Raw genomic sequence first — 20540 nt, 5'->3', positions numbered from 1 at the left:
ATTATGGCTGAGGGCGCCATCCGGCCTCGCGGTATACTTCACATACCTGGGTGGCAATGTTGTCCCAGGTGAAGGTGCGCATGACGTGCTCGCGGCAGGCCTCTCGTGAAGGGAGAGGCAGTGTGCCATTCAGCCAGCCATTCAGGCCGGCGGCGATGTCGGCAGTGGTGGTGCCTTTGAGAACGAGGTTTTCACCGAGGCCACTGACGGTGTCTGGCAGGCCGCCGACGGGCGTGACGAGGACGGGGGTGCCGCAGGCGAGGGATTCGAGGGAGATCAAACCGAAGCCTTCGAGGGCGGAGCTGGGCACGATGGAGAGATCCGCGGCGGCATAGACGGCGGGGAGGGTGTTGTCTGGAATGAAGCCGAGGAATTCGACGTTTTTGGACAGGCCTGAGCGCTGGACCTGCTGCTCGAGTTCTTCACGCAGAGGACCCTGACCACCGATCATGAGTTTGGCGTCCGGATGCTGAGCGGTGACCTGACCGAAGGCTTCGATGAGATTTTCAAGGCCCATGCGGCGGGCGAGCCTGCGAACGCAGACGACGATCTTCTGCTTCTGCGGCCAGGTGAGGCGCTGGCGGGCCTCGACGACATCCATGGGTTTGAAGTGATCGACTTCAACGCCGCCGGGGATGATGTGCACGCGATCGGTGGGGACGCCGTAGCCCTGGCAGAGCTGATCGCGAAAGGCCTTGGAGAGAACGATGAAGCGATCGGCGCGATGGTAGACGGCGCGCTCCACCATGCGCTTGCACATGACGGCGTAACCTTTGCCACCTTCGCGCTGCGATTCGCTGGCCCAGGGGCCGTGGAAGTGGACGACGTGGCTGTCCCAACGGCGACCGAAAAGCGCGGGCAGGGCGTAGAGGGCGAAATGGGAGGCGAGCAGGCGGCCACGCTTTGGCACCACGGCCTCGCGCACGGCCTTCCAGCGCTGCATGAGAGGCTTGGTGGCCGGGCCGAGGCAGGTGACCTTCTCAGAGTCGCCAAAGCCGTAGGTGGTGACGCGGACGCCCTGGCGCTTGAGCGTGGTGTTCAAGCCGCTGAAGTAGCGGTCCACGCCGCCTGCGGAGGCTTTCAAATTCATGCCGAGTTGTGCAATCATGATGGTTGAGAAACGTCGCCGATTTTGCGTGCCGGATTGCCGGCCCAGATTTCAAAGGGAGGGATGCTCTTCGTCAGCACCGATCCGGCGCCGAGGGTGGATTTTTGGCCGATGGTGAGGGGCGTGTTTGGGCGGGCAACGACGATGCTGTGCGCGCCGATGGTCACATCATCTTCAAGCGTGATGAAGTGCGGGGAGCCGATCCATGTCTCGGCAGCGAGGGTGACGTGATGATAAATGCGGCAGCGGCTGCCGATGCGCACCTGGGGGTGCATGACGATGCCGAGAGCGTAGTGCTCAAGGATGAGGTCATCTCCCACCTGCGCCTCGGCGGGGAGGAGGCATTTGTGCAGCGCGAAGTTCAGGGTCTTCACGATGCGTGCGGGAAGCTTCCAACCGCGCTGGAGGAGATCGCGGCTCCACTTCCAAAGAAGCTCAGGGCTGTGCAAACGCATGGGTGGAAGCGAGCGATGAAGTTTTCCCGGCGCGGCTGTGATTGTGGGTAGAAGCTGCGGCGGAGAAGGTGTCGATCATTTTCTGAGCGACGGCGGGGATGGAGATGTCGCGCTCGACCCAGTGGCGGCCGTTTTCCGCGAGCTGGCGGCGAAGCCTGGGGCCGCTGATGAGCTGGCGGAGTGCGACGGCAAGTTCATCCGGCTGGCGCTGGGTGAAGACGAGGCCGCCTTCGCTCTGACGAATGAGGTAGGGGATTTCGCCGGAGTCTGAGCCGATGACGGCGGCGCCACAGGCCATGGCTTCGGGGATGACGCGGCCGAACTGCTCCTCCCAGTTTGGCTGGGTTTCGGAAGGGAGCACGAGCATGTCCATGGAGGCGAGCCAGCGCGGCGTCTCGTGATGCGGTACATAACCAGCGAAGAAGATGCGATCGCGAACGCCCTGTGCGGCGAGGAGCTTTTCAAACTCAGGCTGAAACTCTCCGGTGCCGACCAGGACCATGCGCCAGTCGAGATCGCGCACCTGCCCGAGAGCAGTGGCGAGGGTGCGGAGGCCTTTGGGCTCGACCAAGCGGCCGACGTAGCCAATGACGGGGAGATCGGTTTTAGGGAAGGATTCGGGCGGCTGGGATCTCAGGCGCGGATGGTAGCGCTCGGGATCGAGAGGCAGCGCGCAGATAGTCTGCCGGCCACGGAAGCCTTTGGCACGGAGGACATCTGCGACGCGATCGGTGATGGGGAGGGCAAAAGTGGAGGAGCGATAGACCATGGACTCCAGCCAGGAGAAGGGGACGGGGTATTTTTTGTTGATGTTCTGGCAGGAGTAGAAGCCGAAGGGCACGCGGATGGAGCTGTTGTTGGCATGGCAAACCTGCGCGGTGGCGAGCGCATACGGCTCGTGATTCATGTAGATGACGTCGGGCCTGAGCTCGCGGAGGAACTTCTGCCAGCGCATGCGATAGACGTGGAAGATGATGCTGCCGTTTTTCCACACGGCGCAGCGGATGACGGAGTCCTCCATGCCTTTGCAAGGCTCCTGGCGGAGGGCATTGCCAAACTCGTCGTGCCACTGGTCCGGAACCACGAGAGTGATCTTCCAGCCCGTCTCGCGCTGAACGCGGGCATAGATTTCCTGATTGATGGCGGTGGCGCAGGAGTGGCTGACGATGAGGATGTGCATGATGAATTAAGCGGAGGGCTGGCACTGCATGGGGGCGGCAGAGACGGCGTGTTTTTTTGTTTCGAAAAAGCGCTTTTCGACGAGGTGGTGGAAGAGGGATCCGGCGATGACAGCGACGATGATCTGCGCGGCGTAGGTGATGAGGTAGAGCGAGCCCTGAAGGCCGGCGCGACGCAGGAGGGCATCGACAACCGGCATGGGCAGCATGTGAATGAGATAGAGGCTGTAGGAGATGGTGCCGAGCCAGCGGAGGCGAAGCATGAGCCAGCCGCCGGAGAGGGCGCGGTCAAAGCGGGCCAAGGCGGTGAGGAGCATGACGAAGCCGATGACGCAGAAGACCTGGGTGCGGTCCGAGTGGTAGAGGTTGGCCGCAGGTTCGGGCGACAGATTCAAGGCATGCACAAAGACTGCGAGGATGACCACGACGGCCTGTGCCTGCAAAAAGCGGGCCAGATGCATCTCCTTTCGGTTTACGAGAACAAACAACGCGATGCCAAGGCCGAACTGATACCAGAGATTCAAAGGGAAGGGGCAGGTGCCTTTGGAAACGGCCACCCATGCAACGGAGACGAGGCTGCACAGATTGAGCAAGGAGACGAGCAGAGCCGGGCGAGGACCGTCCCTGCCACCGAGAGAGGACAGGGCCCAGAGGATGCCTGCTACGGCATAAAATGCTATTTCATAGCAGAGGCTCCAAGAGACGAAAAGGAAGCAGGAATAGCCGGCTGGGAGCTGGACGAGAGTGAGATTGGCGAACCAGTAGCTGATGCCGTGATCAAGAGGAGACTCGGGCGGGCGGGCGCCTGCCATGATGCCTTTTGACATCATGAACAGGATGGCAAGATGGGTGAGGACCACGCAGCCGAGGGCGACGAGATAGGGCGGGTAAATGCGGCGGCAGCGGGCAACCAGGTACTCGCGCAGAGTGCTGCAGCGACGCATGCCATTGAAGATGGTGGCGAGGATGCAGTAGCCGGAGATGGCGAAGAAGAAGCCGACGCCGATCTGACCGCGGACGCTGAAGGCGTAGAGGGGATTGGACAGCATCTCCTCGTGACCGGTGGCGATGTAGGCGAGGCAGGCATGGGCCATGACGACCCAGAGGGCAGCGCCGCCGCGGCAGGCGTCCAGGAGGGAGAGCTGCAGCGGCTTGGCGATGGTGGATGGAGCGGGCATGGAGGACCTTGTTTGAAAGAGGAGGGCCCAGTTGCGGCGCAACTGGGCTACTTGGCTAGCTGAGCATGGACTCGCGGTAGGCGTCCTCGGTCATCTGGGCGATGCGGTCCCAGGTGTAGTTCAGCTCGACGTTTTTGCGGGCATTGGCGCCCATGGTTTTGAGGTGCTGAGGATCGGCGCAGAGGCGGCGGAGCACGGAGGCGACCTGGACGGCATCGTGCTCGATGAAGTCGCCATTTTCACCGGGGGTGATGAAGTCTTCGGTGCCATTGATGCGAGAGGCGACGACGGGAAGAGCGCAGGCGGCGGCCTCGATGGTGGCGAGGCTGAAGGCCTCATACCAGCTGGGGAAGAGGAAGAAGTCGGACGCACCGAGGGCCTCGGGGATGTCTTTGCGGAAACCGCCGAAGATGATGCTGTCGGCATTGCCGGTATCGCGAGCCATCTGAGTGAAGCGGGAACGATCGGGGTCATCGCCAGCGACGAAGAGGGTGAGGGGGACATCCTTCAAATGGCCCATGGCCTGGATGGCGAAGTCGAGGCCTTTGCGTGCCCACTCACCGCCGGCGAAGATGGCGACGATGCGATCCTGTGGGACGTTGTTTTTGGCGCGCCATGCGCTGCGTGCTTCGGCGCCGAGGGGCTTGAAGCGGACGGTGTCGGCGGCATTGGGGATGATGCGGACCTTGGCGGGGCCGATGTTGTAGTGCTTCTGCAATTCGGCAGCGACGCCGCGTGAGACTGGGAGGAACATGGGGGCCTTCTGCCCGGGGCGATGCTGATAGAGGCGCTTCTCGGCGGCACAGGTGGCGTTCAGATACATCCAGCGAGTGAGGCGGCGGGCAGGGGAGACTTTCTCCGAGCGGCCAAGGCGATCGAGGATGATCTTTTTGGCGGGCTGAATGTTTTGAATGGTGATGACATTGCCGCGCTGGGTATTGCAACCGATGCTGTGAACGACATCAAACTGGCCGGGGCGCACGCGGCGATTTACTTCGAGGTAGTAGCTGCCGAAGTCGATGACCTCGGCCCAGTTCACGCCGGGGACGCGATGCCAGGCGATTTGGGAGAGATCGAGATCCTCGGCTTTGCGAGCGTAGAGGTGAACCTCGTGCTTTTTGGCGAGGCGTTCGGCGACTTCATTGACTGCACGGGCGCTGCCGTCCCGGCGATTACAGTTGATCATGGCGTAGGCGATTTTCATTTAGGGGCGCGGTGTGGGTTTCAAGGGGTTCAACCAAAGGCGGATGTGGGCGGGACATCCCAGGGCATGACAGGCTGCGCCGGGGGCGCTTCGTACCTGGGCCTTGGGGCGGGCATGGTGAGACGATTGAGGGAGATGCCGAGGAAGACCCAGAAGAGGGAGAAGCCGCCAAAGACGTTGCCGACATACAGGAAGACGAGACAGCCGAGCAGAACGGCGCGGGCGGTGAAGAGGAAGGGATCCTTGCCGCCGAGCTTGATGCGGCGGGTGAGCTCGCTCCAGATCTGAGCCATGGCTGAGAAGAAGGCGATGCCACCGATCCAGCCGAACTGGCTGAAGACCTCGATGTAACCGCTGTCGCACCAGCCTTCCTTGGCAGCACCGCTGATGCGGCCTGCGCCGATGCCGGAGCTGCCGAGACCGAGGCCGAGAGGATGCGAGAGGATCCAGGGAATGCCATGGGTGAAGATTTCGAGGCGGCCCTGGAAGGAGCCGTCGTTTTGAATATCGGCGACGGTTTCGAGACGCTTCTGGATGCGCTCCGCGCCGGGCATCTGCTCGAGGCCGTAGCTGCCACCGATGGCCATGAGTGCGGCAAAGAAGAGCACGCGGCCCATGCCGCGGCCCTTTGACAAAGCGGGCTGAAGGATGACCACCAAGCCCACGATGATGAACATGCTGCGGCTCATGGTGAGGAGCACGACGGAGAAAAGAAGAGCGACGGTGAACATGCCGCCGACGATGCGCCACCGAGGGTGAAGGATCATGGGGATGGCGGCCCAGGCGAGGAAGCCCGCGCAGGGACCGCGCTCGTGCATGGTGGAGAACACGGACATCTCGGTGGGGCGAAGCTGGCCGAGGTAGCCGACGAAATTCACCGCGGTGACCCAAAAGGCATCCCATGGAGGTATGGTGAGATACTGGTACCAACCATAAACTGCCACGATCAAGGCGGCATAGCCGGATGATTTCAGCCAGCGGTCAGCGGTGCGGGGAGAAACGGGGGCGGTGGCGGCAAAAAGGAAGGCTCCGAAGCCGGCCATCCACTCGCCAAGCGAATACACCGCGCCGACGCCTGAATTCATGATGCCGATGACCATGCCGTGGGCGAGCGCGACCATGATGAGATTGGCGATCTTGCGGCTGCGGGGAGTGAGGAGATGAAAGTTTGAAAAAGCGGGGAAGAGAAGCAGGGCACTGACGACCAGCGGCGTGAGGCTGATCATGGAGAGGGGATTGAACGCGCCATTGAAGTAGTAGTCCACCAGACGGCGGATGCCGCGATTCAGCGCGACGACGAAGAAGACATAATCGAGCAGATAACTCGAACGCGATGCCGCGAGGAAGAACGCGGGCAGCACGATCAAGATGGCGATGATGTATTCCATGCTCAGCGGGAGGCGAGTTCCGGGGAAGGCAGAGAGGCGGGGATGCCGGCGGCAGACTCAGCGGCGGGTGTGAGGCTGCCGAGGGCGGGATTGCGACCGACCCATGCCATCACAGGGGCGAACCATGAGGATGGGACATAGTCGAAGCGCGGGATATTGCGGGTGCCGATTTCCTTGGCGGGATTGCCACCGACGACTGCGAAGGGGCGGACGTCTTTGACGACGACGGCTCCGGCGGCGACGACTGCGCCGCGACCGATCGTGACGCCTTTCAAGATCATGGCGTCGGTGGCGATCCAAGCGTGATCCTCGATGGTGATGGGCGTGAAGATGTGATCGTAGGTGGGCGAGTGGATATCGTGAGAACCGGTGATGATGCGGACGCCGTCATTGATAACGACGTAGTCGCCGATCTGAATGCGAGCGTGGGCCTGCATGGTGGCGATGCCGATGCAGCAGCATTCGCCGACTGAGAGATTGGCCGCCTCGCCATGGACGGTGAGTTTGGCGAGGACGGTGGAGGCGGGGATGTGCGCGCCACGAAGGCGGAGGCGCATGGTTTGCAGGCAGTAGCCGAGCAGGCCGGGGAGGGTCCAGATGCGCTTGAGCCAGGTCTTGACCCAAGCGGGGCTGAAGAGCCGGGGCTTTAAGCGATGACGATAGAGGAAGGTGATCATCGAATTTTTCGGTTACAGCTTTGGCCTGAGGAGATCAGCATTTCACTTCGCTGACGTGACCGGCAGGCTCTGCGAGGATGGTCTTGGGATGGCCGCCGAAGCAGTGGCGGATGGCGGCTAGGCGACCTGAGAATGTGGCGGCGAGGCGCTGCATGGGCTGTGAGCGCGGGCGCAGGATGATATCCGAAGCGCGAAGGAGGCCGGGGCAGACGTGACTGCCGATGCAGGCCTGCCAGAGGAACATGGTGATGCGGGTGAGACCGCGACCGTGCTTGAGGATGACGAAGGTTTCGTTGTAAGCGATGTCGCTGGTGCCTTCGAAATTGAAGATGCCGCGGTGGACGGTATCGCCATCGTGACGGGGGGCGACATTGTGAATGACGCCGACGGTGGGATCGAACATGAGGCGCAGATTTTTTGCGCGGGCCTGGAGACCGAGAGCAAGCTCCCAGTTTACCTGCGCGCCTTTGCCACGCAGGCCGCGCTCGAAGCCGCAGGCGTGGAGGAAGTCGGCATTGTAGAGGCAGTTTGAGCCGCGAAGGATCTGCACGGGACGAGTGGTGCCGCCTGCGCGGTGATGACCGCCGGTGATGCGGCCGAACCAGTGGATCTGGCCCACATCCTGAATGAGAGGCTCGCTGCGGCGCATTTCGGGATAGTCCATGAGCAGGTCTTTGCCACCGGCAGCGATGATGTCTGAGCGAGACTGAAGATGGCCGAGCATGGTGCCGAGCCAGTGCGGTGGGATTTCGACATCGTCATCGAGCAGGGCGATCCATTCGGAGCGGCACTGGGCGAGGCAGGAATTCATGGAGCCGACGACGCCGACGCCGCGAGCCTCGACGGCATGGACGGGGAGGGTGTTTTCGAATTCGCGGAGGAGAGTGCGGCTGAGTTCGTCATCGGCGCGGATGCCGACGTAGATCTGGGTGGCGGGAGTTTCCTGTTTGCTGAGTGCGAGGAGGCATTTGCGCAGATCGTCCGGGCGCTTGAGGGTCGGAATGATGACGTCGATGGTGGGGGCCTTCATCTTGATGTGGGAATGTCTGGCGTGAGGCAGGGCGCGGGCGGTGGACTGCAGGATATCGATGAGGTCTGCGGTCAGTTCCTTGAGATCGAAGCAGGACTGAGCGAGCGCGCGGGAGGCCCGGGGATCTGTGATACCAGAATGTGCCATGCGGGTGAATGCCTGAGCGAGCGTCTGCGGGCGGTCGTCCGCGAGATGGATATCGTGCTCGCAGAGATAGTCGGCGTTGCCATTGGTGTGGCCGACGATGACGGGGAGGCCGCAGGCCTGAGCTTCGGAGACGGAGGAGCCGAAGTTTTCTTCGTCGCTGGGCTGCACGAGGACATCGTGCTGATGGAGCAGCGCGGGGACTTCGGTGCGCGGGAGAGATTTGATCCAGCGAAGGCGATCGGGGAAGGGGAAGGATTCGATGAGGCGCTCGTAACCCGGCACGAAGCCGGTGCCGCCGACGATGGTGGCGCGGATGCGAAGGCCCTGACGGATGGCGAGCTCGAGGCCGCGGAGGAAGAGATCGAGGCGCTTGCGCGGGATGATGCGGCCGAGCCAGACGACGCGGAGATCGTCATGCGGGGCAACGTTTTCAACGGAGGGCTGGAAGAGAGTGAGATCGATGGGATAGGGCAGCGCGGAGGTTTGCGAGGGCTTGACGCCGTAGAGTTCGTGCAGCGTTTTTTGTGACTGAGTGCTGCCGACGATGATGTGGTCTGAGTGGCGAAGGGGAGGAAGTCCGAGGGAGGAGAGGCGGAGCTTTGCGAGGAAGAACCACTGCAGGGCTTTGCGGAGGCCGGCGAGTTTGCGGACTTCGCTGAAGCGCGAGATGATGGAGCGTGCGTCGGTGCCGGGTGGACCTTGTGCGAAGCTGATCATCGGCAGATTTTTGACACGGCCGGGGACGTAGTCGCCGAGCCAGAGGCAGATGTCGTAGCGGCGAGTCTCGTGCTGCTGACGGATTTTTTTGAGGAGGAGGCTGGTGTAGGTGGCGCAGTCGAAGCGGCAGGCGAGGAAACCGAGCAGAGGGATGTGCTGCACCTTTGCGCGGAAGCGATCGGGGCGGATGTTGTCGGTCGCGATGAAGCGGAAAGATGCGTGCTCGCCGACGCAGGGGCGGGGATCGACGAAGGAGGGCTTTGAGAAGAAGTCCACTTCATGGCCGGCATCGAGCAATGAGCGAAGGAGCAGCGCATTGGCGGAGGCGACACTGCCGGCCTGTTCGGAGACGTATCCTGTTGCGGCGATTTTCATGGGTGCAGCGAGAGGAGGATTGAGGGATCAAAGGCCGTAGCGGCGGGGGACATTGCCGAGGGTCTGCTGCAGCTCCCAGAAGGGGCTGCGCGAGGAGCGTGAGTGCTTCCAGAGCCATGAGGGCAGGAGCCAGAGGTACCAGGTGAACTCGTGCGCGAAGAGGAGAGCGGCGCGGAGGGTATCGAGCGAAGGACGCTGACCGCGAAAGCGAGAGAGGATGACGAGGGCGACGTGCTTGGTGAGGAGGAAGGAGAGCGGGAGGGGATCGGCGCCGAGATCGAGGCTGGAGATGACGCGCGGCTCCCAGCGGCGTGCGAGGGCGAGGGCCTTGGGCAGCGGCCTTCTGGGATGATGCACGAGAGCGCCTTCGACGAAGCCGCATTGCTCGCCCTGGGCCTGAAGGCGGGAGCAGTACTCCATGTCTTCGAAAGAGGGGAAGTAGCGGCCATCGAAGCCTTCGGACTTTTCATACAGCGCGCGACGGATGGCGAAATTGCATGAAGGGAAGATTTGAAGAGGGCCGAGGACTTCGGGGGCTTCGAGGAGGATGGTGGTCTGCTCAGGTGTGGCGACGGTGAGGCCGTGGAAAAAGGATTTGTCGTGAGCGGATTCGAAGGCGGAGAGGTAAGCGGCGAGGAAACCAGAAGCTGGTATGACGTCGTCATCGATGAAGATGAGCCATTCGGCGGAGGCGAGACGTGCGCCGGCATTGCGATTGGCGCCGGGGCCACAGCGGGGACCGAAGGCGATTTTTACGGAGGGGAATTCTGCGGCGAGGAGCTTTTGCGTGCGATCATCACGGCTGTCATCGGACACGATCACTTCGCAGGGATGCTGAGCCAACTGAGGCTGCAAGGCGCGGAGGCAGCGCTCGAGATCGGCGGGGCGATTGCAGGTGGGGATGATGATGGTGGCGAGAAGCATGGGATCAGATTCGGGAGGCGATGTTCCAGGCCTTGAGGTGGCAGGCGACGGTGTTCGCGGTGGTGTAGTGGCGCTGCTGATGAGCGAGGCCGGCCTGGCCCATGGCGAGGCGATCGGCGGGATGCAGCAACAGGCGCAGGAGGCTTGCTGCCAACTGCTGCGGCTGCTGATCTGCCCACAGACCTGTGACGCCGTTTTCCACGAGTTCGCGGCTGGCGGGAGCGGTGCCGCAGATGACTGGTTTGCCGTAGGACCAGGCCTCGACGTACACGATGCCGAAGGATTCGTGAGCGGAGGGGAGAGCGAAGATGTCGCAGGCGGCGTAGGCGTCTGCTTTTTCCTGCTCGGATGGGCAGCCGAGATCGCGGATGTTTTTGGAAGGGATCTGAGCGAGGCGGGCCTGATCGGAGTCGCCGGGGCCGGCGAGGAGGAGGACGGCCTCGGGGCATTGTTTTAGAACGAGGGGCCAGGCTTCGAGGAGAGCGGGGTAGCCTTTGCCGACATCGCGGCGACCGAGGAAGAGGACGCAGGGGCGGTCGGCGAGGTTGAGCTTGGGGCGAAGGCGTGCGCCATCGCCATCGGTGTGGCACATGGGAGGGAGGCCGCAGCGGATCAGCTTGGACTCGGGGACACCGAGTTTGGCGAGATGATTGCGCTCGTAGTCGCTCTGGCAAAAGACGGCGTCTGCCTGGCGATAGAAACGGACATCGATGCGGTCATCGCCCCAGTCGCCGGGATGGACGGCGGGCCAGATGGTGAAGCGCATGCCTTTTTTCCTGGCGAGGCGAGCGGCGGCGAGGCCCATGAAATCCCAGCCGGTGCCGACGAAGTGAAGCTGGCCGGTGCCGGAGATGGCGCCTTGGAAAGAGGACTCGGACCAGGCATTGCCAGCGAGACGTTCAAGCGCGCCGTGTAAGGCTGGGCGTGGTGCGAGCTTGTAAAAGATGCGGCGCAGGATGTGCCAGGGGAGTTTGGAGGAGAGCTTGGTTTTTTTCCAGGAGACGTCGTGAGTGGGACCGCAGCTGTTTGTCTGCACGAAGCCGAACCAGCCGGGGAGTCCGAGCTGAGAGAGGGCATCGGCGAGCTGGCGCTGATAGCTGGCGAGGCCGCCGGTCTGGCTAGGATCGTTGATGGAGAGGATGCCGGTCATGAGCGTGGTGTTATGCGGTGACGGGGCGCCATTGGACCCAGAAGCGTTTGTCGATGAAGCGGAGGGCCTGATTGAGGAGGCGGACGCCAAGGGGCCAGTGGCCGCGCTTGGCGGCGGCGGCACGGCGGGTGGCGAGCTGCTGGTCCCACTCCTGGCGCTCGGCGCGGGTGAGGAACTGGAAGAAGAGATCGTTGATGGGCTTGGGCTCATCGAGCAGTCCACCGGCGTAGTGCATGAGGTAGGGCTTGGTGCCGGGAGCTTTCCAGAGGTGCTCGTAGCTGCCGGGATAATCACCGGCCCAGGTGGACTCCATCTGATGAGGAGGGAGGGTGAGGTTGGTCATGGGCACATCGGTGCTCAGGACGAAGAGATTGGTGCCGGGTTGATCGTGCAGGGAGAAGTCGAGGCAGGCGGCGCGGTTGGCGGGACGCTCGGCGAACTCGATGAGGCCGGCCTGAGTGTAGAGGGCGCGGTCGCAGGCGTATTGTCCGGCGCAGAAGACGTTCTTCTGCCAGGTGGAGTATTTTCCGGCGAGGAAGGCCTTGGATTCTTCGCAGACGGTCCACTGGGGCTTGTTCCATTCGGTGCAGGCGACAACGAAGCCGGAGTGATCCGCGAGGACTTTGGTGGGATCGCTGAGGAACACGAGATCGCTGTCGCAATATTGGTAGTTCGACATCGTCAGCGGCAGATACTTGCGCATCATGGGATGAGCGCAGCGGCGGGAGATCCAGGAGTAGAACTCGGGGTTTTCGAGCCAGGTGCTGTTCTTTGGCAGCTCGAAGCGGTCGTCATTGTAGGGGATGACTTCGAGAGGTAGATCGCAGCCAGTGGCGCGGAGGGAGCGCTCCATGGCGAGGAAGTCGAGACGGACCTTGCTGCTGGCGAGGGTGATGATGCGTTCGAGGATCATGGGAGTGTCAGGTTTGAATGTCTCAGGCGCCTGCAAGGAGGCCGCGAAGCTGGGAGATCACGCGCTGCTTGAAGGCACCGAGGCGGACGCGATGCTGGGAGTGACGCAGGCGGGCGATGGGGCCGTGGCGGACGTCATACTGACGCAGGGAAGAAGGGCAGGGAGGCAGGGTGCACTTGCGCCGGGCCGCTGTGAAGGCGTCGAAACGGGCGTGCTGCGCGACTTTCTTCAGGAGATCGATCCAAAGGGAGGTGGTGTGCGTGACGGAGAAGTCCGCCGCGATGCGGGCGCGGGCGGCGACGGAGAGCTTTTCCCACAGAGCGGCGTCGGTGCTCAGGGTGGCGATGGCGTGATCGAAGCCTGCGGCTCTGTCGCTGACGATGAGGCCGGTCTGGTGGTCTTTGACGAGTTCGCCGATGCCGCTTTGCATTTTCAAACAGACGGGGACGACGCCCGCGGCCATGGCCTCCATGACGCAGACGGGGAGGCCTTCGTAGTCGGAGAGCAATACCAGAGCATGGCATTGGGCGAGGACATCGAAGACTTCGTTGCTGGAGATGGGGGCGAGGAGCTTGACGCGGCCCTCGGGAGATCTGGCGTGGAGAATCTCGGCGACCTGTTCGCGCTCGGCGCCATCGCCGATGATCCATGCCTGCACCTGGGGATTGAGAGAAGCGACGCGGCAGAGAGAGTCGGCAACGGAGCAGATTTGTTTTTGTTCATTCACGAGGCGGCCGAGATAGACGATGCGGAAGACATCGGCGGGCCGGGAGGCGGTGCGTGAGGGAAGGGGGACGCCGCAGGGGATCGTCATGCGCAGAGGGCTGGAGACGACGAGGGAGTCGAGAAATTTTGAGACGGAGACGACTCCGGACAAGCGCCATTCCTCGGGGCCATTGACGAACTGACCGAGGATGCCGTGATACATGCTGTCATCGGAATGCAGGACGCCGAGAGTGACGCCGCCGCAGGCTTTGACATGAGCGGCGGTGTAGTAGGCCGGAACGATGGCGTTCGGGATGTAGATGGCAGGCTGATCCAACTGCGCCCATTTCCAGAGGAGCTGAGCAGCGGTGTCTGTGGAGACGGGCCATTCTGCGGAGCGGCAGGCGATGCCGTGTGCGCGCAGAGCTTTTTCATTGGCACCTGTCTCGCTGCCATGACGAAGGAGGTGGACGATGACTTCAAAGCCCGCAGCCTGCCAAAGGGGAGCGATGCGCTGCACCCAGGTGGAGACGCCACCGACATCCTTGGGCGAATCGTTATGGCAGATGACAATCTTCATGAGAGATGGATTCAGGCGCAGGCGGTCTGAACGGCGGTGACGACGGAAGAAGCGGGAGACTGGTCCGAGGACTGCGCGACGTGGCGAAGATTGCGCCAGAGGTCTTTGGCGATCTGCTGCCAGTCGAGATGTGTGGTGGCGTGCTCGCGGCAGTTGAGACGTGCGGCTACGAGCGCGGCGGGAGTGTCGATGAGCTTGCGCACGGCGTCGGCGTGGGATCGGGCGCAGTGCGGGCGGGCGAGCAGGCCGCACTCCGCAGGAAGGTAATCCTGCAGGCCGCCTGCATTGGAGGAAACGACGGGCAGGCCTGAGGAAAGCGCTTCAATGACAGCGTTGTTTGCGGTGGCGTCAACGACGGGGAGGAAGAGGAGGGTCGCGCTTTGATAGAGGCCGCGAAGGGTTTCCGGGCTGATGCCAGCGTGCCAGCGCACGCGCTGATCGCGCGCGAGGCGCATGAGGGAGTCGCTGTTGCGCGCACCGCGAGGGACGACGCAGTCGAGAGTGACATCGGGACGCCACTGCCAGATGAGCTCCATGCTGGCGGCGAGGGTTTCGAAGTCGCGAAGCCATTGGCCGACGAAAAGAAGACGGGGGGAAACGGTGGGAGTGGCGGAGCCGGGAGTGAAGAAGCCGAGATCCACGCCGTGATGGATTTTAAGAACGGGCCTGTCGGTGAGAGATTCGAAAAAGTCGCTCTGCTCTTCGCAGAGGGTGACGATGCCGCCGAGACGGGCATAAACCTCGGGCTGCTGCCAGTGGAGGCGGTGCCAGGACGGGGGCTGATGAAAGCAGACGACGAGGCGCTGCTGCAATTCTTTGGGTGCGCTGCAGAAAGTGGCGCCGAGCTGATTCTCTCCGGCGGAGAGGAGGGCGAGAGATTCGGGATGATCGCGCAAAAAGCGCAGGACCTTTACTGCGGCCCTTTCATGACGGACACCGACGAAGGGACTGGGGGCGGGAGATGATGAGCGCTCCAGACCGGCGATGCGGCGAACCTTTGCGGCCAGGCGAGTGAGGGTGCCGGGAGGCGGCGGCTCTGGTGACAGAGGGAGATCAATCACCTCCGCGGGGTGCTGGGCCTTCAAGGAGGTGAAGAGGGCATCAAAGCCGCTGACGGCGGACATGTGGCCCCAGGTCTCACGAACATAACCAAGATGGGAGATGAATGAATTCATTTGGATGAGCGGGTGAAGGCAGAGCGAAGGTCGCTGCGCCAGCAGGTGTTCATGTCCTCGACGGCGGCGAGAGCCTGACGCGCGCCTTCCTGAACAGCGGCGCGATCGTCGATGTATTTGTGGCAGGCGGCGGTGAAGTCCGCGCTGGAGTCGGTCATTTCCAGGCCTCTGCCGACATAGTCCTCGATGCCCTCACAGGCCACGGAGGTGCCGATGGTGGCGCGACCGAAGGCCATGGACTCGATGGTTTTAATCTTGAGGCCGGTGCCTGCCTGCATGGGATTGATGGTGAAGTCCACGCTGTCGTAGAAGCTTCGGGTGGAGGACACGGGGCCGATCAATCTTCCGCCTGCAAAAGGGGAGAGAGCGCGGCAGATGCCACCGGCGACGTGAAGCTCAGCGGCGGGGGTGCGGGCGTGAACCTGAGGCCAGACTTCGTTCAGGAACCAGGTGAACGATTTAACGTTGAGAGGATTGTCCGAGGACAGGTAGCCGATGCGCGGAGGGCCGCCGGTGGGAAGCTGCAGAGCCTGCGTTTCGCTGATGTGGCCGACGGTGAAGACGGCTGCCTGCTCTCCGGCGAGGGATCGGAAGAAGCCCGCCTCCTTGTTCTGGATGGCCAGGATGCGGTCGGCGCGCTTCAGGGCGTGGGCTTCGTCCGCCTCATGGGTGGAGAACCACTGGTCTGCAATGCCAGCTTCTGCCAGACGCTGGTTTCGATTGGAAAAGACATCGTGCGTGTCCAGAATGCGGAGGCTGCCGGGGAAGCACTCGAGGAAGGCGGAATGGAAGACGTACTCGACCAGAACCACATCGTACTTTTCACGGCGCTGCAGTTTTTTGGCTTCGTCCATCCAGCGATGCTGCATCCAGCGATCCACGGAGACATCGGTGCCCTGGCGGAGGTTCTTGTCGCTGCCGTTGAGTTTGTTCCAACGGCGCTGGAGGCGCTCGCCGATGGAGTGTTTTCCAGCAAAGGCAAAGTCCCAGGCCCAGCGGTCCACGCAGGGGAGGGTGCCTGCCTTTTCCTCGGGCGTCATGTTCACCCCGGCGAAGTGCAGCTCGAAACCGAGGGATTTAAGCTCAGCAATCAAGGACTTCACGCGAGCACGGTTGCCCAGGTAGGGCGGGCCGCAGCCGACTTCCGAAATCAGCAGGAGCTTGGAGCGGTGGTTCATGGAGGGCGCGTTCGGGGTGAGATGATCAAGCGGCCCTGGCGAGCAGCGCGTCGATCATTTCGAAGTTCTTCAAGGCGAGGGCCTTCTGCTTGACGGAACCGCTTGCGGCAGCGGCGGCGTATGCTGCGCGGTTCTGCCAGGCGTTGTTTAGCTTGGCAAAGGCGGAGGAAACATCGAAGAGATCAGAGACGGGCATCACCAGATCGGACGAGTTTACGGAAGAGCCTTCCATGACGGCGGCGGTAATGCCCTCGGCCTTGATGGAGTAGCCGACAGGCACGGTGCAGCGACCCGTAGAGAGACCGGCAATGGCAGCGTGCATGCGCTCGGCGACGACCATCTCGCTGTGTGTGACGAGGCCTTTGAATTCGGCGGCGCTGAGGTCTTCTGCAAACACGCGGACGCGGCGGTCGAAGCCCAGCTCACGAGCGATCCAGGAAGAGACGACGCGGTCATCGGCACCGGGTTCTTGCACATGCGGGATGATGGCGACGCGCACATTCCAGCGGTCGAGCATGAGCTTGATCAACTGCACCCAGGCCTCGCGATGGGCTTCGTAGTTGTTGCCAGTCCAGCCGCAGATGGATTCGCTGATGGAAAGGGCGACCCAGGGACCTTCGCTGACGGGCATGTGCTGGTCAGCGATGGTGGTGTCGGGATCGAGAAGGAAAGCGGTGTCCGCGGTGACGGGCAGGCGATCAGCGGGAGAACCGAGCTTTTCAGTGAGGTAATTGCGGGAGCTGGCTTCGCGCAGGGTGATGAGAGAGGCGTTTTTCTCGGCCTCGTTCCAGATGGCCTCGTCTTCGGAACATTTAAAACGGCCGACGGACTGCCCGATAAGCGCGATGGGAACATCGTTTTGCAATGCCCAATGAACAGGGGAGCAGAAGTGATTCAGAGACGCGGTGCCGTAGTCCGAGCTGAAGAGATCGCCACCGCTGACGATGACGAGGTCGGCCTTGTCGAAGGGCATGTCTAGATCCGGCTTGCCGGGCTCTGCATTTTTAGGTGCGGCGGGCTTGAGGAATTTCTGCGAGGCACGCTTGGCGACGAGCTGCATGAGCGTAGGGCCGGTGGAATCGGCCGGCTTGCGCCAGGAGCCGTTTTGCAGATAAGAGTCCTGCAAATAGCTGACGCGGGAGTCGGGAAGCCTGGATGAATCGTAGCCTGGGGACCAGGTGACGACCTGGATCCTGGCCTGAGGGTGACGCTTGGTAAGCTGCTGGATGGTAGGACGGACGAGGGCTTCAACGCCCCGGTTGCGGAAGCCGGTGACACCGGTGATGACAATGTTCATAGGGATAAGAGTGGTGGTTGAAGGGATTAAGCTGCGGTGAGGGCAGGGCTGGGCGCCTTTTTGAAGGCACGCATGAAAGGCAGTTCGATGCAGCGGTATGAGAGGGTGGCCAGGCCCAGGATAAGCGGGAGGCTGATGGCACCCGTAACGAGGAAGCAGGACTGCCAGGTGTGAATGCCGAGATGCCGCACCACCGCCCACTCCACAAAAATGATCAGCGGATTGTGCAGCAGGTAGATGCTGTAAGAGATGCTGCCCACAAAGAGCGCGAGGCGGGACTCCAGCGCGCGTGAGGCCAGCCTGTTCAAAAAGCCGGTGTTGCCTGCGTCGCTATCGATCATGTAGCAGAGGACATAGGTCCAGACGATGAGCGGCAGCGTATCTCCGATCACCTCCTCAAAGCCTATGCCGAGGAGCTTTGCCGCATGACCACGGGCCAGCAGGAGTGACAGCACAAGGGCGACGGGCAGGAGGGGGATTTTGATGAAATCCTGGATTCGAACTGACAGGCAATAGTTGCGCAGGTGGAAAGACAAGATGCCGAGAAGAAACCACTCAATGTTGAAGGGAAGGAAGGCGCCATGGGTGCTCCAGGGCAGTCCATTGGATGGCGGGAAGACAAAGCTTCTGAACAGCATCACCGCAAAGACGCCGAGGCAGACTTTGACCAGATGCTTGCGAAGAGGCTGCAAAAGCGAGCAGAGCAGAGGAGCGACGAGGTAGAACTGAAACTCAAGGGAAAGGCTCCAGGCGACTCCATTGAACGCAACGGAAACGTAGGGAAGGACGGAGTTGGGGACGATCCCGTTGGTCATCGTGAAATCGCAAGCGGCGTAGGCGATGATGTGAGAGTCAAATGCCTGCCAGCACTTGTTGAAATAGGCGAGCAGATCCTGGTCGAAGAAGGCAGGCCACCAGGTGGAGAGAAGTTCACCGCGCATGGGATGCACAATGATGCCCAGCAGCACGCCAAAGAACAACACGGGGTAGATGCGGAAGAACCGGCGGCGCACATAGGTGCCATAGGATTCAGGGCGCTGGTGGATGAGGAGCGCGATGACAAAGCCGCTCAAGAGCATGAACAAATGCACCGCGTGATGCCCGCTGGTGAGCAGACTGATGACTGGAAGACCCAACAGGGGATGGCCGCTGAACTGAAACAAGTGAGTGACAACGACCCACATGGCCAGATAGCCACGAAGACCTTCCAGGGCTTGAATTTTACCGCGCGATGAGGATGCCGACATATCGGTGACTTGGGATTAAGGCAGGAGCTTGCGGCGCATCTCAAGCGAAGGGAGTTCGCAGGCATCGCTCTTGAGCGGCATGAGATGGCGCCAGCGGGCGACCTTGCGATAGATGGCGTCGCGGACGAAGCGGGGGACGACCGTGGCGAGATCGGCGATGTCAGCCCAGAGGGAAGTTTTTGCGAGGATGTGGAGGACGGCGTCCGAACGGTCCATGACCTTGGTGCCATCCACGGCCATGATGGTCCACTCAGCGCGCTGCTCCGGCAAAACGATATTGTGCTCACGGGCGGTCATGCCATTGAGCGGTGCGAAGCGGATGAGGCCGGCCTTGTCAGCTTTGGCCACGTGGCGGATGAAACCATCGCAGAGGCCGCAGGCGGCATCGTAGAAGACGAGCAAGGGTTTGCCGGAATCCGTGGCGGGCTGCCAATTGCGATCCACATACCAGCCCATGGCAGGAAGAAGCAGGAGAACCATGTTCTGCCAGAAAAAGATGTTCATGGTCAGAAGGATCGAAACGTGGAAGAGGAAGAGGGAAATGATGATGGGCCAGACCAGGCGGCGCACCAGGACCGCGAGAGGGGCGGCAAGCTCAAGAATGGTCGCCATGGGGAAGGCCACCTTGAGGAAGAGGGCAAAGAGGGGCTGGTGCAGAAGACCGCGGGCGAGGCTGAAATCCCAGTAGTTCCACTTCGTGCTGTGCTGAAGGGCGTAGAAAGTCATGGCATTAGTGCCATAGACGCGCCAGTCTGAGGTCTGCAGGCGAGCGACGCCGATAAAGAAATAAGTCAGCAGAATCATGAAGCAAAGACTGCGCAGGAGGACACGGCTGACGGTGCCGGCATCCTCCTGAGGAGTATTTTTCCAGAGCAGCGAATTCAAAGAAAAGGCGGCGAAGGAGTGACTGGTGAGGAAGAAGAAGAGCACATGAAGCCCCAGAAGCTCCTGATGATTGACATGACCGCCGAAGCCACGTGCGATGCCGTGGAAAAAGGTTGTGCCAAGCAGGGCGAGGCCGGTGACCAGCCAGGCCCTGCCAAGACCCAAGAGCCCGAGCAGCAGGACGACACCATAGGCGAGGGAGAAACCATGGAGGAACGAGCCCTGAAGCATGGAGTGAAGCCATGAAGCAGGCAGCCAGGCCAGGACACCACGCGGGAGAAAGGCCGCCGCGGGCATGGCGGCAAGAGCCGGCACATTGTCGAGGAGGAGGTCCGCCAGCAGAATGGTATAAACTAATACCCTGGCGATACCGAGGTGGGCGGACGTACCTTGTTTAAAGATCATGGCTGGTCTGGGGAACAGGTGTAAACCCATTTGCTGCCTGGCACAGCAAAGGCGGCGGGAACTACGGCGCCCGGCTGAAGGGGGAGTGTGCGCTTCCAGAGCTCGATGCGGATCACCTGCTGCTCAGGATGCAGCTGGTTGTGACGCACGAGAATTCCTTCAGCAAAAGCGTCCAAAGCGCGGGTGACCGCAGGGTCCGCCGGCTGACTATCAAGGGGGAGCTGATCGCCGAGTGCGTGAGTTTTGGAGAACAGAACCACGGCGTTTGTGGTGAGAAACAAGTGGGCGGGATTGATCTCGACAGGCTGTCCCGCAGCAGTGATGCCGCGCCAGTCATAGAGGCTTGCAGAATCCAAGGAATGGGTAAACCCGGCAAACATGGCCCAGCGGGTGAAGGGAAAGGGCTCGTGCTTTTGAGGATACTTGTATTGATCGCGCGTTGTGATCTGCGCGGTGGCCTCGACCACGAAGAGGGCGGCGACTGCGATGATGACAGGATGAAAACGGGAAAGCTGACCGCGAGCCTTCTGCATGTCGGGATGACGCCAGAAGAGGATGAGGATGCCGAACACGGCGACGGCTTCCGCGACGAGCTTGGCGTTTTCGAAGATCAGCATTTTCATG

Annotated in this window: 18 protein-coding genes; all 18 read right to left on the bottom strand. The window is 61.9% G+C overall.

The features are described from left to right. Position 1: 1 nt before the first annotated feature. The 18 genes from ACILSO_RS17075 to ACILSO_RS16990 are packed head-to-tail and all read right to left on the bottom strand — an operon-like array spanning position 2 to position 20539. Positions 2 to 1108 carry a glycosyltransferase family 4 protein gene (locus ACILSO_RS17075; RefSeq protein ID WP_395738646.1) on the bottom strand — a complete coding sequence of 369 codons (1107 nt, stop codon included), beginning with the start codon at positions 1106 to 1108 and terminating at the stop codon, positions 2 to 4. Then, positions 1105 to 1563 carry a DapH/DapD/GlmU-related protein gene (locus tag ACILSO_RS17070; RefSeq protein ID WP_395738645.1) on the bottom strand — a complete coding sequence of 153 codons (459 nt, stop codon included), beginning with the start codon at positions 1561 to 1563 and terminating at the stop codon, positions 1105 to 1107. Before ACILSO_RS17070 ends, ACILSO_RS17075 begins: the two co-directional genes overlap by 4 nt. Beyond that, a complete protein-coding gene (locus ACILSO_RS17065; protein WP_395738644.1) occupies positions 1544 to 2743 on the bottom strand; it encodes a glycosyltransferase family 4 protein in 1200 nt (399 codons plus the stop codon). Before ACILSO_RS17065 ends, ACILSO_RS17070 begins: the two co-directional genes overlap by 20 nt. A gap of 6 nt (positions 2744 to 2749) precedes the next feature. Further along, positions 2750 to 3919: an acyltransferase family protein gene (locus ACILSO_RS17060; RefSeq protein ID WP_395738643.1), complete on the bottom strand. Its 1170-nt coding sequence runs from the start codon at positions 3917 to 3919 to the stop codon at positions 2750 to 2752. A 55-nt stretch (positions 3920 to 3974) separates the two neighbouring features. Next, positions 3975 to 5123: a glycosyltransferase family 4 protein gene (locus ACILSO_RS17055; RefSeq protein WP_395738642.1), complete on the bottom strand. Its 1149-nt coding sequence runs from the start codon at positions 5121 to 5123 to the stop codon at positions 3975 to 3977. Between the two features lie 29 nt (positions 5124 to 5152). Continuing rightward, positions 5153 to 6511: an O-antigen ligase family protein gene (locus ACILSO_RS17050; protein ID WP_395738641.1), complete on the bottom strand. Its 1359-nt coding sequence runs from the start codon at positions 6509 to 6511 to the stop codon at positions 5153 to 5155. A 2-nt stretch (positions 6512 to 6513) separates the two neighbouring features. After that, positions 6514 to 7188: an acyltransferase gene (locus ACILSO_RS17045; protein ID WP_395738640.1), complete on the bottom strand. Its 675-nt coding sequence runs from the start codon at positions 7186 to 7188 to the stop codon at positions 6514 to 6516. A gap of 34 nt (positions 7189 to 7222) precedes the next feature. Then, positions 7223 to 9457, bottom strand: a complete 2235-nt coding sequence (locus ACILSO_RS17040; RefSeq protein WP_395738639.1) for a glycosyltransferase — start codon at positions 9455 to 9457, stop codon at positions 7223 to 7225. Between the two features lie 27 nt (positions 9458 to 9484). After that, positions 9485 to 10381 carry a glycosyltransferase family 2 protein gene (locus tag ACILSO_RS17035; protein WP_395738638.1) on the bottom strand — a complete coding sequence of 299 codons (897 nt, stop codon included), beginning with the start codon at positions 10379 to 10381 and terminating at the stop codon, positions 9485 to 9487. 4 nt (positions 10382 to 10385) lie between these two features. Next, positions 10386 to 11531 carry a glycosyltransferase family 4 protein gene (locus ACILSO_RS17030; RefSeq protein WP_395738637.1) on the bottom strand — a complete coding sequence of 382 codons (1146 nt, stop codon included), beginning with the start codon at positions 11529 to 11531 and terminating at the stop codon, positions 10386 to 10388. 10 nt (positions 11532 to 11541) lie between these two features. Beyond that, on the bottom strand, positions 11542 to 12444 hold the full coding sequence (locus tag ACILSO_RS17025) for a hypothetical protein (protein WP_395738636.1): 903 nt from the start codon (positions 12442 to 12444) through the stop codon (positions 11542 to 11544). A gap of 22 nt (positions 12445 to 12466) precedes the next feature. After that, on the bottom strand, positions 12467 to 13729 hold the full coding sequence (locus ACILSO_RS17020; RefSeq protein ID WP_395738635.1) for a glycosyltransferase family 4 protein: 1263 nt from the start codon (positions 13727 to 13729) through the stop codon (positions 12467 to 12469). Between the two features lie 11 nt (positions 13730 to 13740). Then, positions 13741 to 14904, bottom strand: coding sequence for a glycosyltransferase family 4 protein (locus ACILSO_RS17015; protein WP_395738634.1), 1164 nt, complete (start codon positions 14902 to 14904; stop codon positions 13741 to 13743). Beyond that, entirely contained in the window at positions 14901 to 16082 is a 1182-nt protein-coding gene (locus ACILSO_RS17010) for a glycosyltransferase (protein ID WP_395738633.1), read from the bottom strand. Before ACILSO_RS17010 ends, ACILSO_RS17015 begins: the two co-directional genes overlap by 4 nt. Positions 16083 to 16107: 25 nt before the next feature. Further along, the gene (locus ACILSO_RS17005; RefSeq protein ID WP_395738632.1) at positions 16108 to 17379 is read right to left on the bottom strand and encodes a polysaccharide pyruvyl transferase family protein; all 1272 of its coding nucleotides are present in this window, start codon (positions 17377 to 17379) and stop codon (positions 16108 to 16110) included. A 26-nt stretch (positions 17380 to 17405) separates the two neighbouring features. Next, positions 17406 to 18626, bottom strand: coding sequence for an acyltransferase family protein (locus tag ACILSO_RS17000; protein WP_395738631.1), 1221 nt, complete (start codon positions 18624 to 18626; stop codon positions 17406 to 17408). 15 nt (positions 18627 to 18641) lie between these two features. Continuing rightward, complete coding sequence (locus tag ACILSO_RS16995) at positions 18642 to 19916, bottom strand: DCC1-like thiol-disulfide oxidoreductase family protein (RefSeq protein ID WP_395738630.1); 1275 nt, start codon at positions 19914 to 19916, stop codon at positions 18642 to 18644. Then, complete coding sequence (locus ACILSO_RS16990; protein WP_395738629.1) at positions 19913 to 20539, bottom strand: hypothetical protein; 627 nt, start codon at positions 20537 to 20539, stop codon at positions 19913 to 19915. The genes ACILSO_RS16995 and ACILSO_RS16990 overlap by 4 nt, the downstream gene beginning before the upstream one ends. Position 20540 lies beyond the last annotated feature (1 nt).

The sequence above is a fragment of the Prosthecobacter sp. genome (assembly GCF_044226605.1).
GTDB lineage: Bacteria > Verrucomicrobiota > Verrucomicrobiia > Verrucomicrobiales > Verrucomicrobiaceae > Prosthecobacter.
The sequence above is the reverse complement of the archived record's forward strand: the minus strand, read 5'-3'. Positions and strand labels throughout refer to the sequence as shown.

Bases quoted from the DNA above. Each gene is read 5' to 3' on its own strand.
- ACILSO_RS17020 (WP_395738635.1), bottom strand. From the start codon at position 13,729: ATGAAGATTGTCATCTGCCATAACGATTCGCCCAAGGATGTCGGTGGC.
- ACILSO_RS17060 (WP_395738643.1), bottom strand. From the start codon at position 3,919: ATGCCCGCTCCATCCACCATCGCCAAGCCGCTGCAGCTCTCCCTCCTG.
- ACILSO_RS17040 (WP_395738639.1), bottom strand. From the start codon at position 9,457: ATGAAAATCGCCGCAACAGGATACGTCTCCGAACAGGCCGGCAGTGTC.
- ACILSO_RS17070 (WP_395738645.1), bottom strand. From the start codon at position 1,563: ATGCGTTTGCACAGCCCTGAGCTTCTTTGGAAGTGGAGCCGCGATCTC.
- ACILSO_RS17030 (WP_395738637.1), bottom strand. From the start codon at position 11,531: ATGACCGGCATCCTCTCCATCAACGATCCTAGCCAGACCGGCGGCCTC.
- ACILSO_RS17010 (WP_395738633.1), bottom strand. From the start codon at position 16,082: ATGAACCACCGCTCCAAGCTCCTGCTGATTTCGGAAGTCGGCTGCGGC.
- ACILSO_RS17065 (WP_395738644.1), bottom strand. From the start codon at position 2,743: ATGCACATCCTCATCGTCAGCCACTCCTGCGCCACCGCCATCAATCAG.
- ACILSO_RS17015 (WP_395738634.1), bottom strand. From the start codon at position 14,904: ATGAATTCATTCATCTCCCATCTTGGTTATGTTCGTGAGACCTGGGGC.
- ACILSO_RS17075 (WP_395738646.1), bottom strand. From the start codon at position 1,108: ATGATTGCACAACTCGGCATGAATTTGAAAGCCTCCGCAGGCGGCGTG.
- ACILSO_RS16995 (WP_395738630.1), bottom strand. From the start codon at position 19,916: ATGATCTTTAAACAAGGTACGTCCGCCCACCTCGGTATCGCCAGGGTA.
- ACILSO_RS17005 (WP_395738632.1), bottom strand. From the start codon at position 17,379: ATGAACATTGTCATCACCGGTGTCACCGGCTTCCGCAACCGGGGCGTT.
- ACILSO_RS16990 (WP_395738629.1), bottom strand. From the start codon at position 20,539: ATGAAAATGCTGATCTTCGAAAACGCCAAGCTCGTCGCGGAAGCCGTC.
- ACILSO_RS17045 (WP_395738640.1), bottom strand. From the start codon at position 7,188: ATGATCACCTTCCTCTATCGTCATCGCTTAAAGCCCCGGCTCTTCAGC.
- ACILSO_RS17025 (WP_395738636.1), bottom strand. From the start codon at position 12,444: ATGATCCTCGAACGCATCATCACCCTCGCCAGCAGCAAGGTCCGTCTC.
- ACILSO_RS17055 (WP_395738642.1), bottom strand. From the start codon at position 5,123: ATGAAAATCGCCTACGCCATGATCAACTGTAATCGCCGGGACGGCAGC.
- ACILSO_RS17050 (WP_395738641.1), bottom strand. From the start codon at position 6,511: ATGGAATACATCATCGCCATCTTGATCGTGCTGCCCGCGTTCTTCCTC.
- ACILSO_RS17000 (WP_395738631.1), bottom strand. From the start codon at position 18,626: ATGTCGGCATCCTCATCGCGCGGTAAAATTCAAGCCCTGGAAGGTCTT.
- ACILSO_RS17035 (WP_395738638.1), bottom strand. From the start codon at position 10,381: ATGCTTCTCGCCACCATCATCATCCCCACCTGCAATCGCCCCGCCGAT.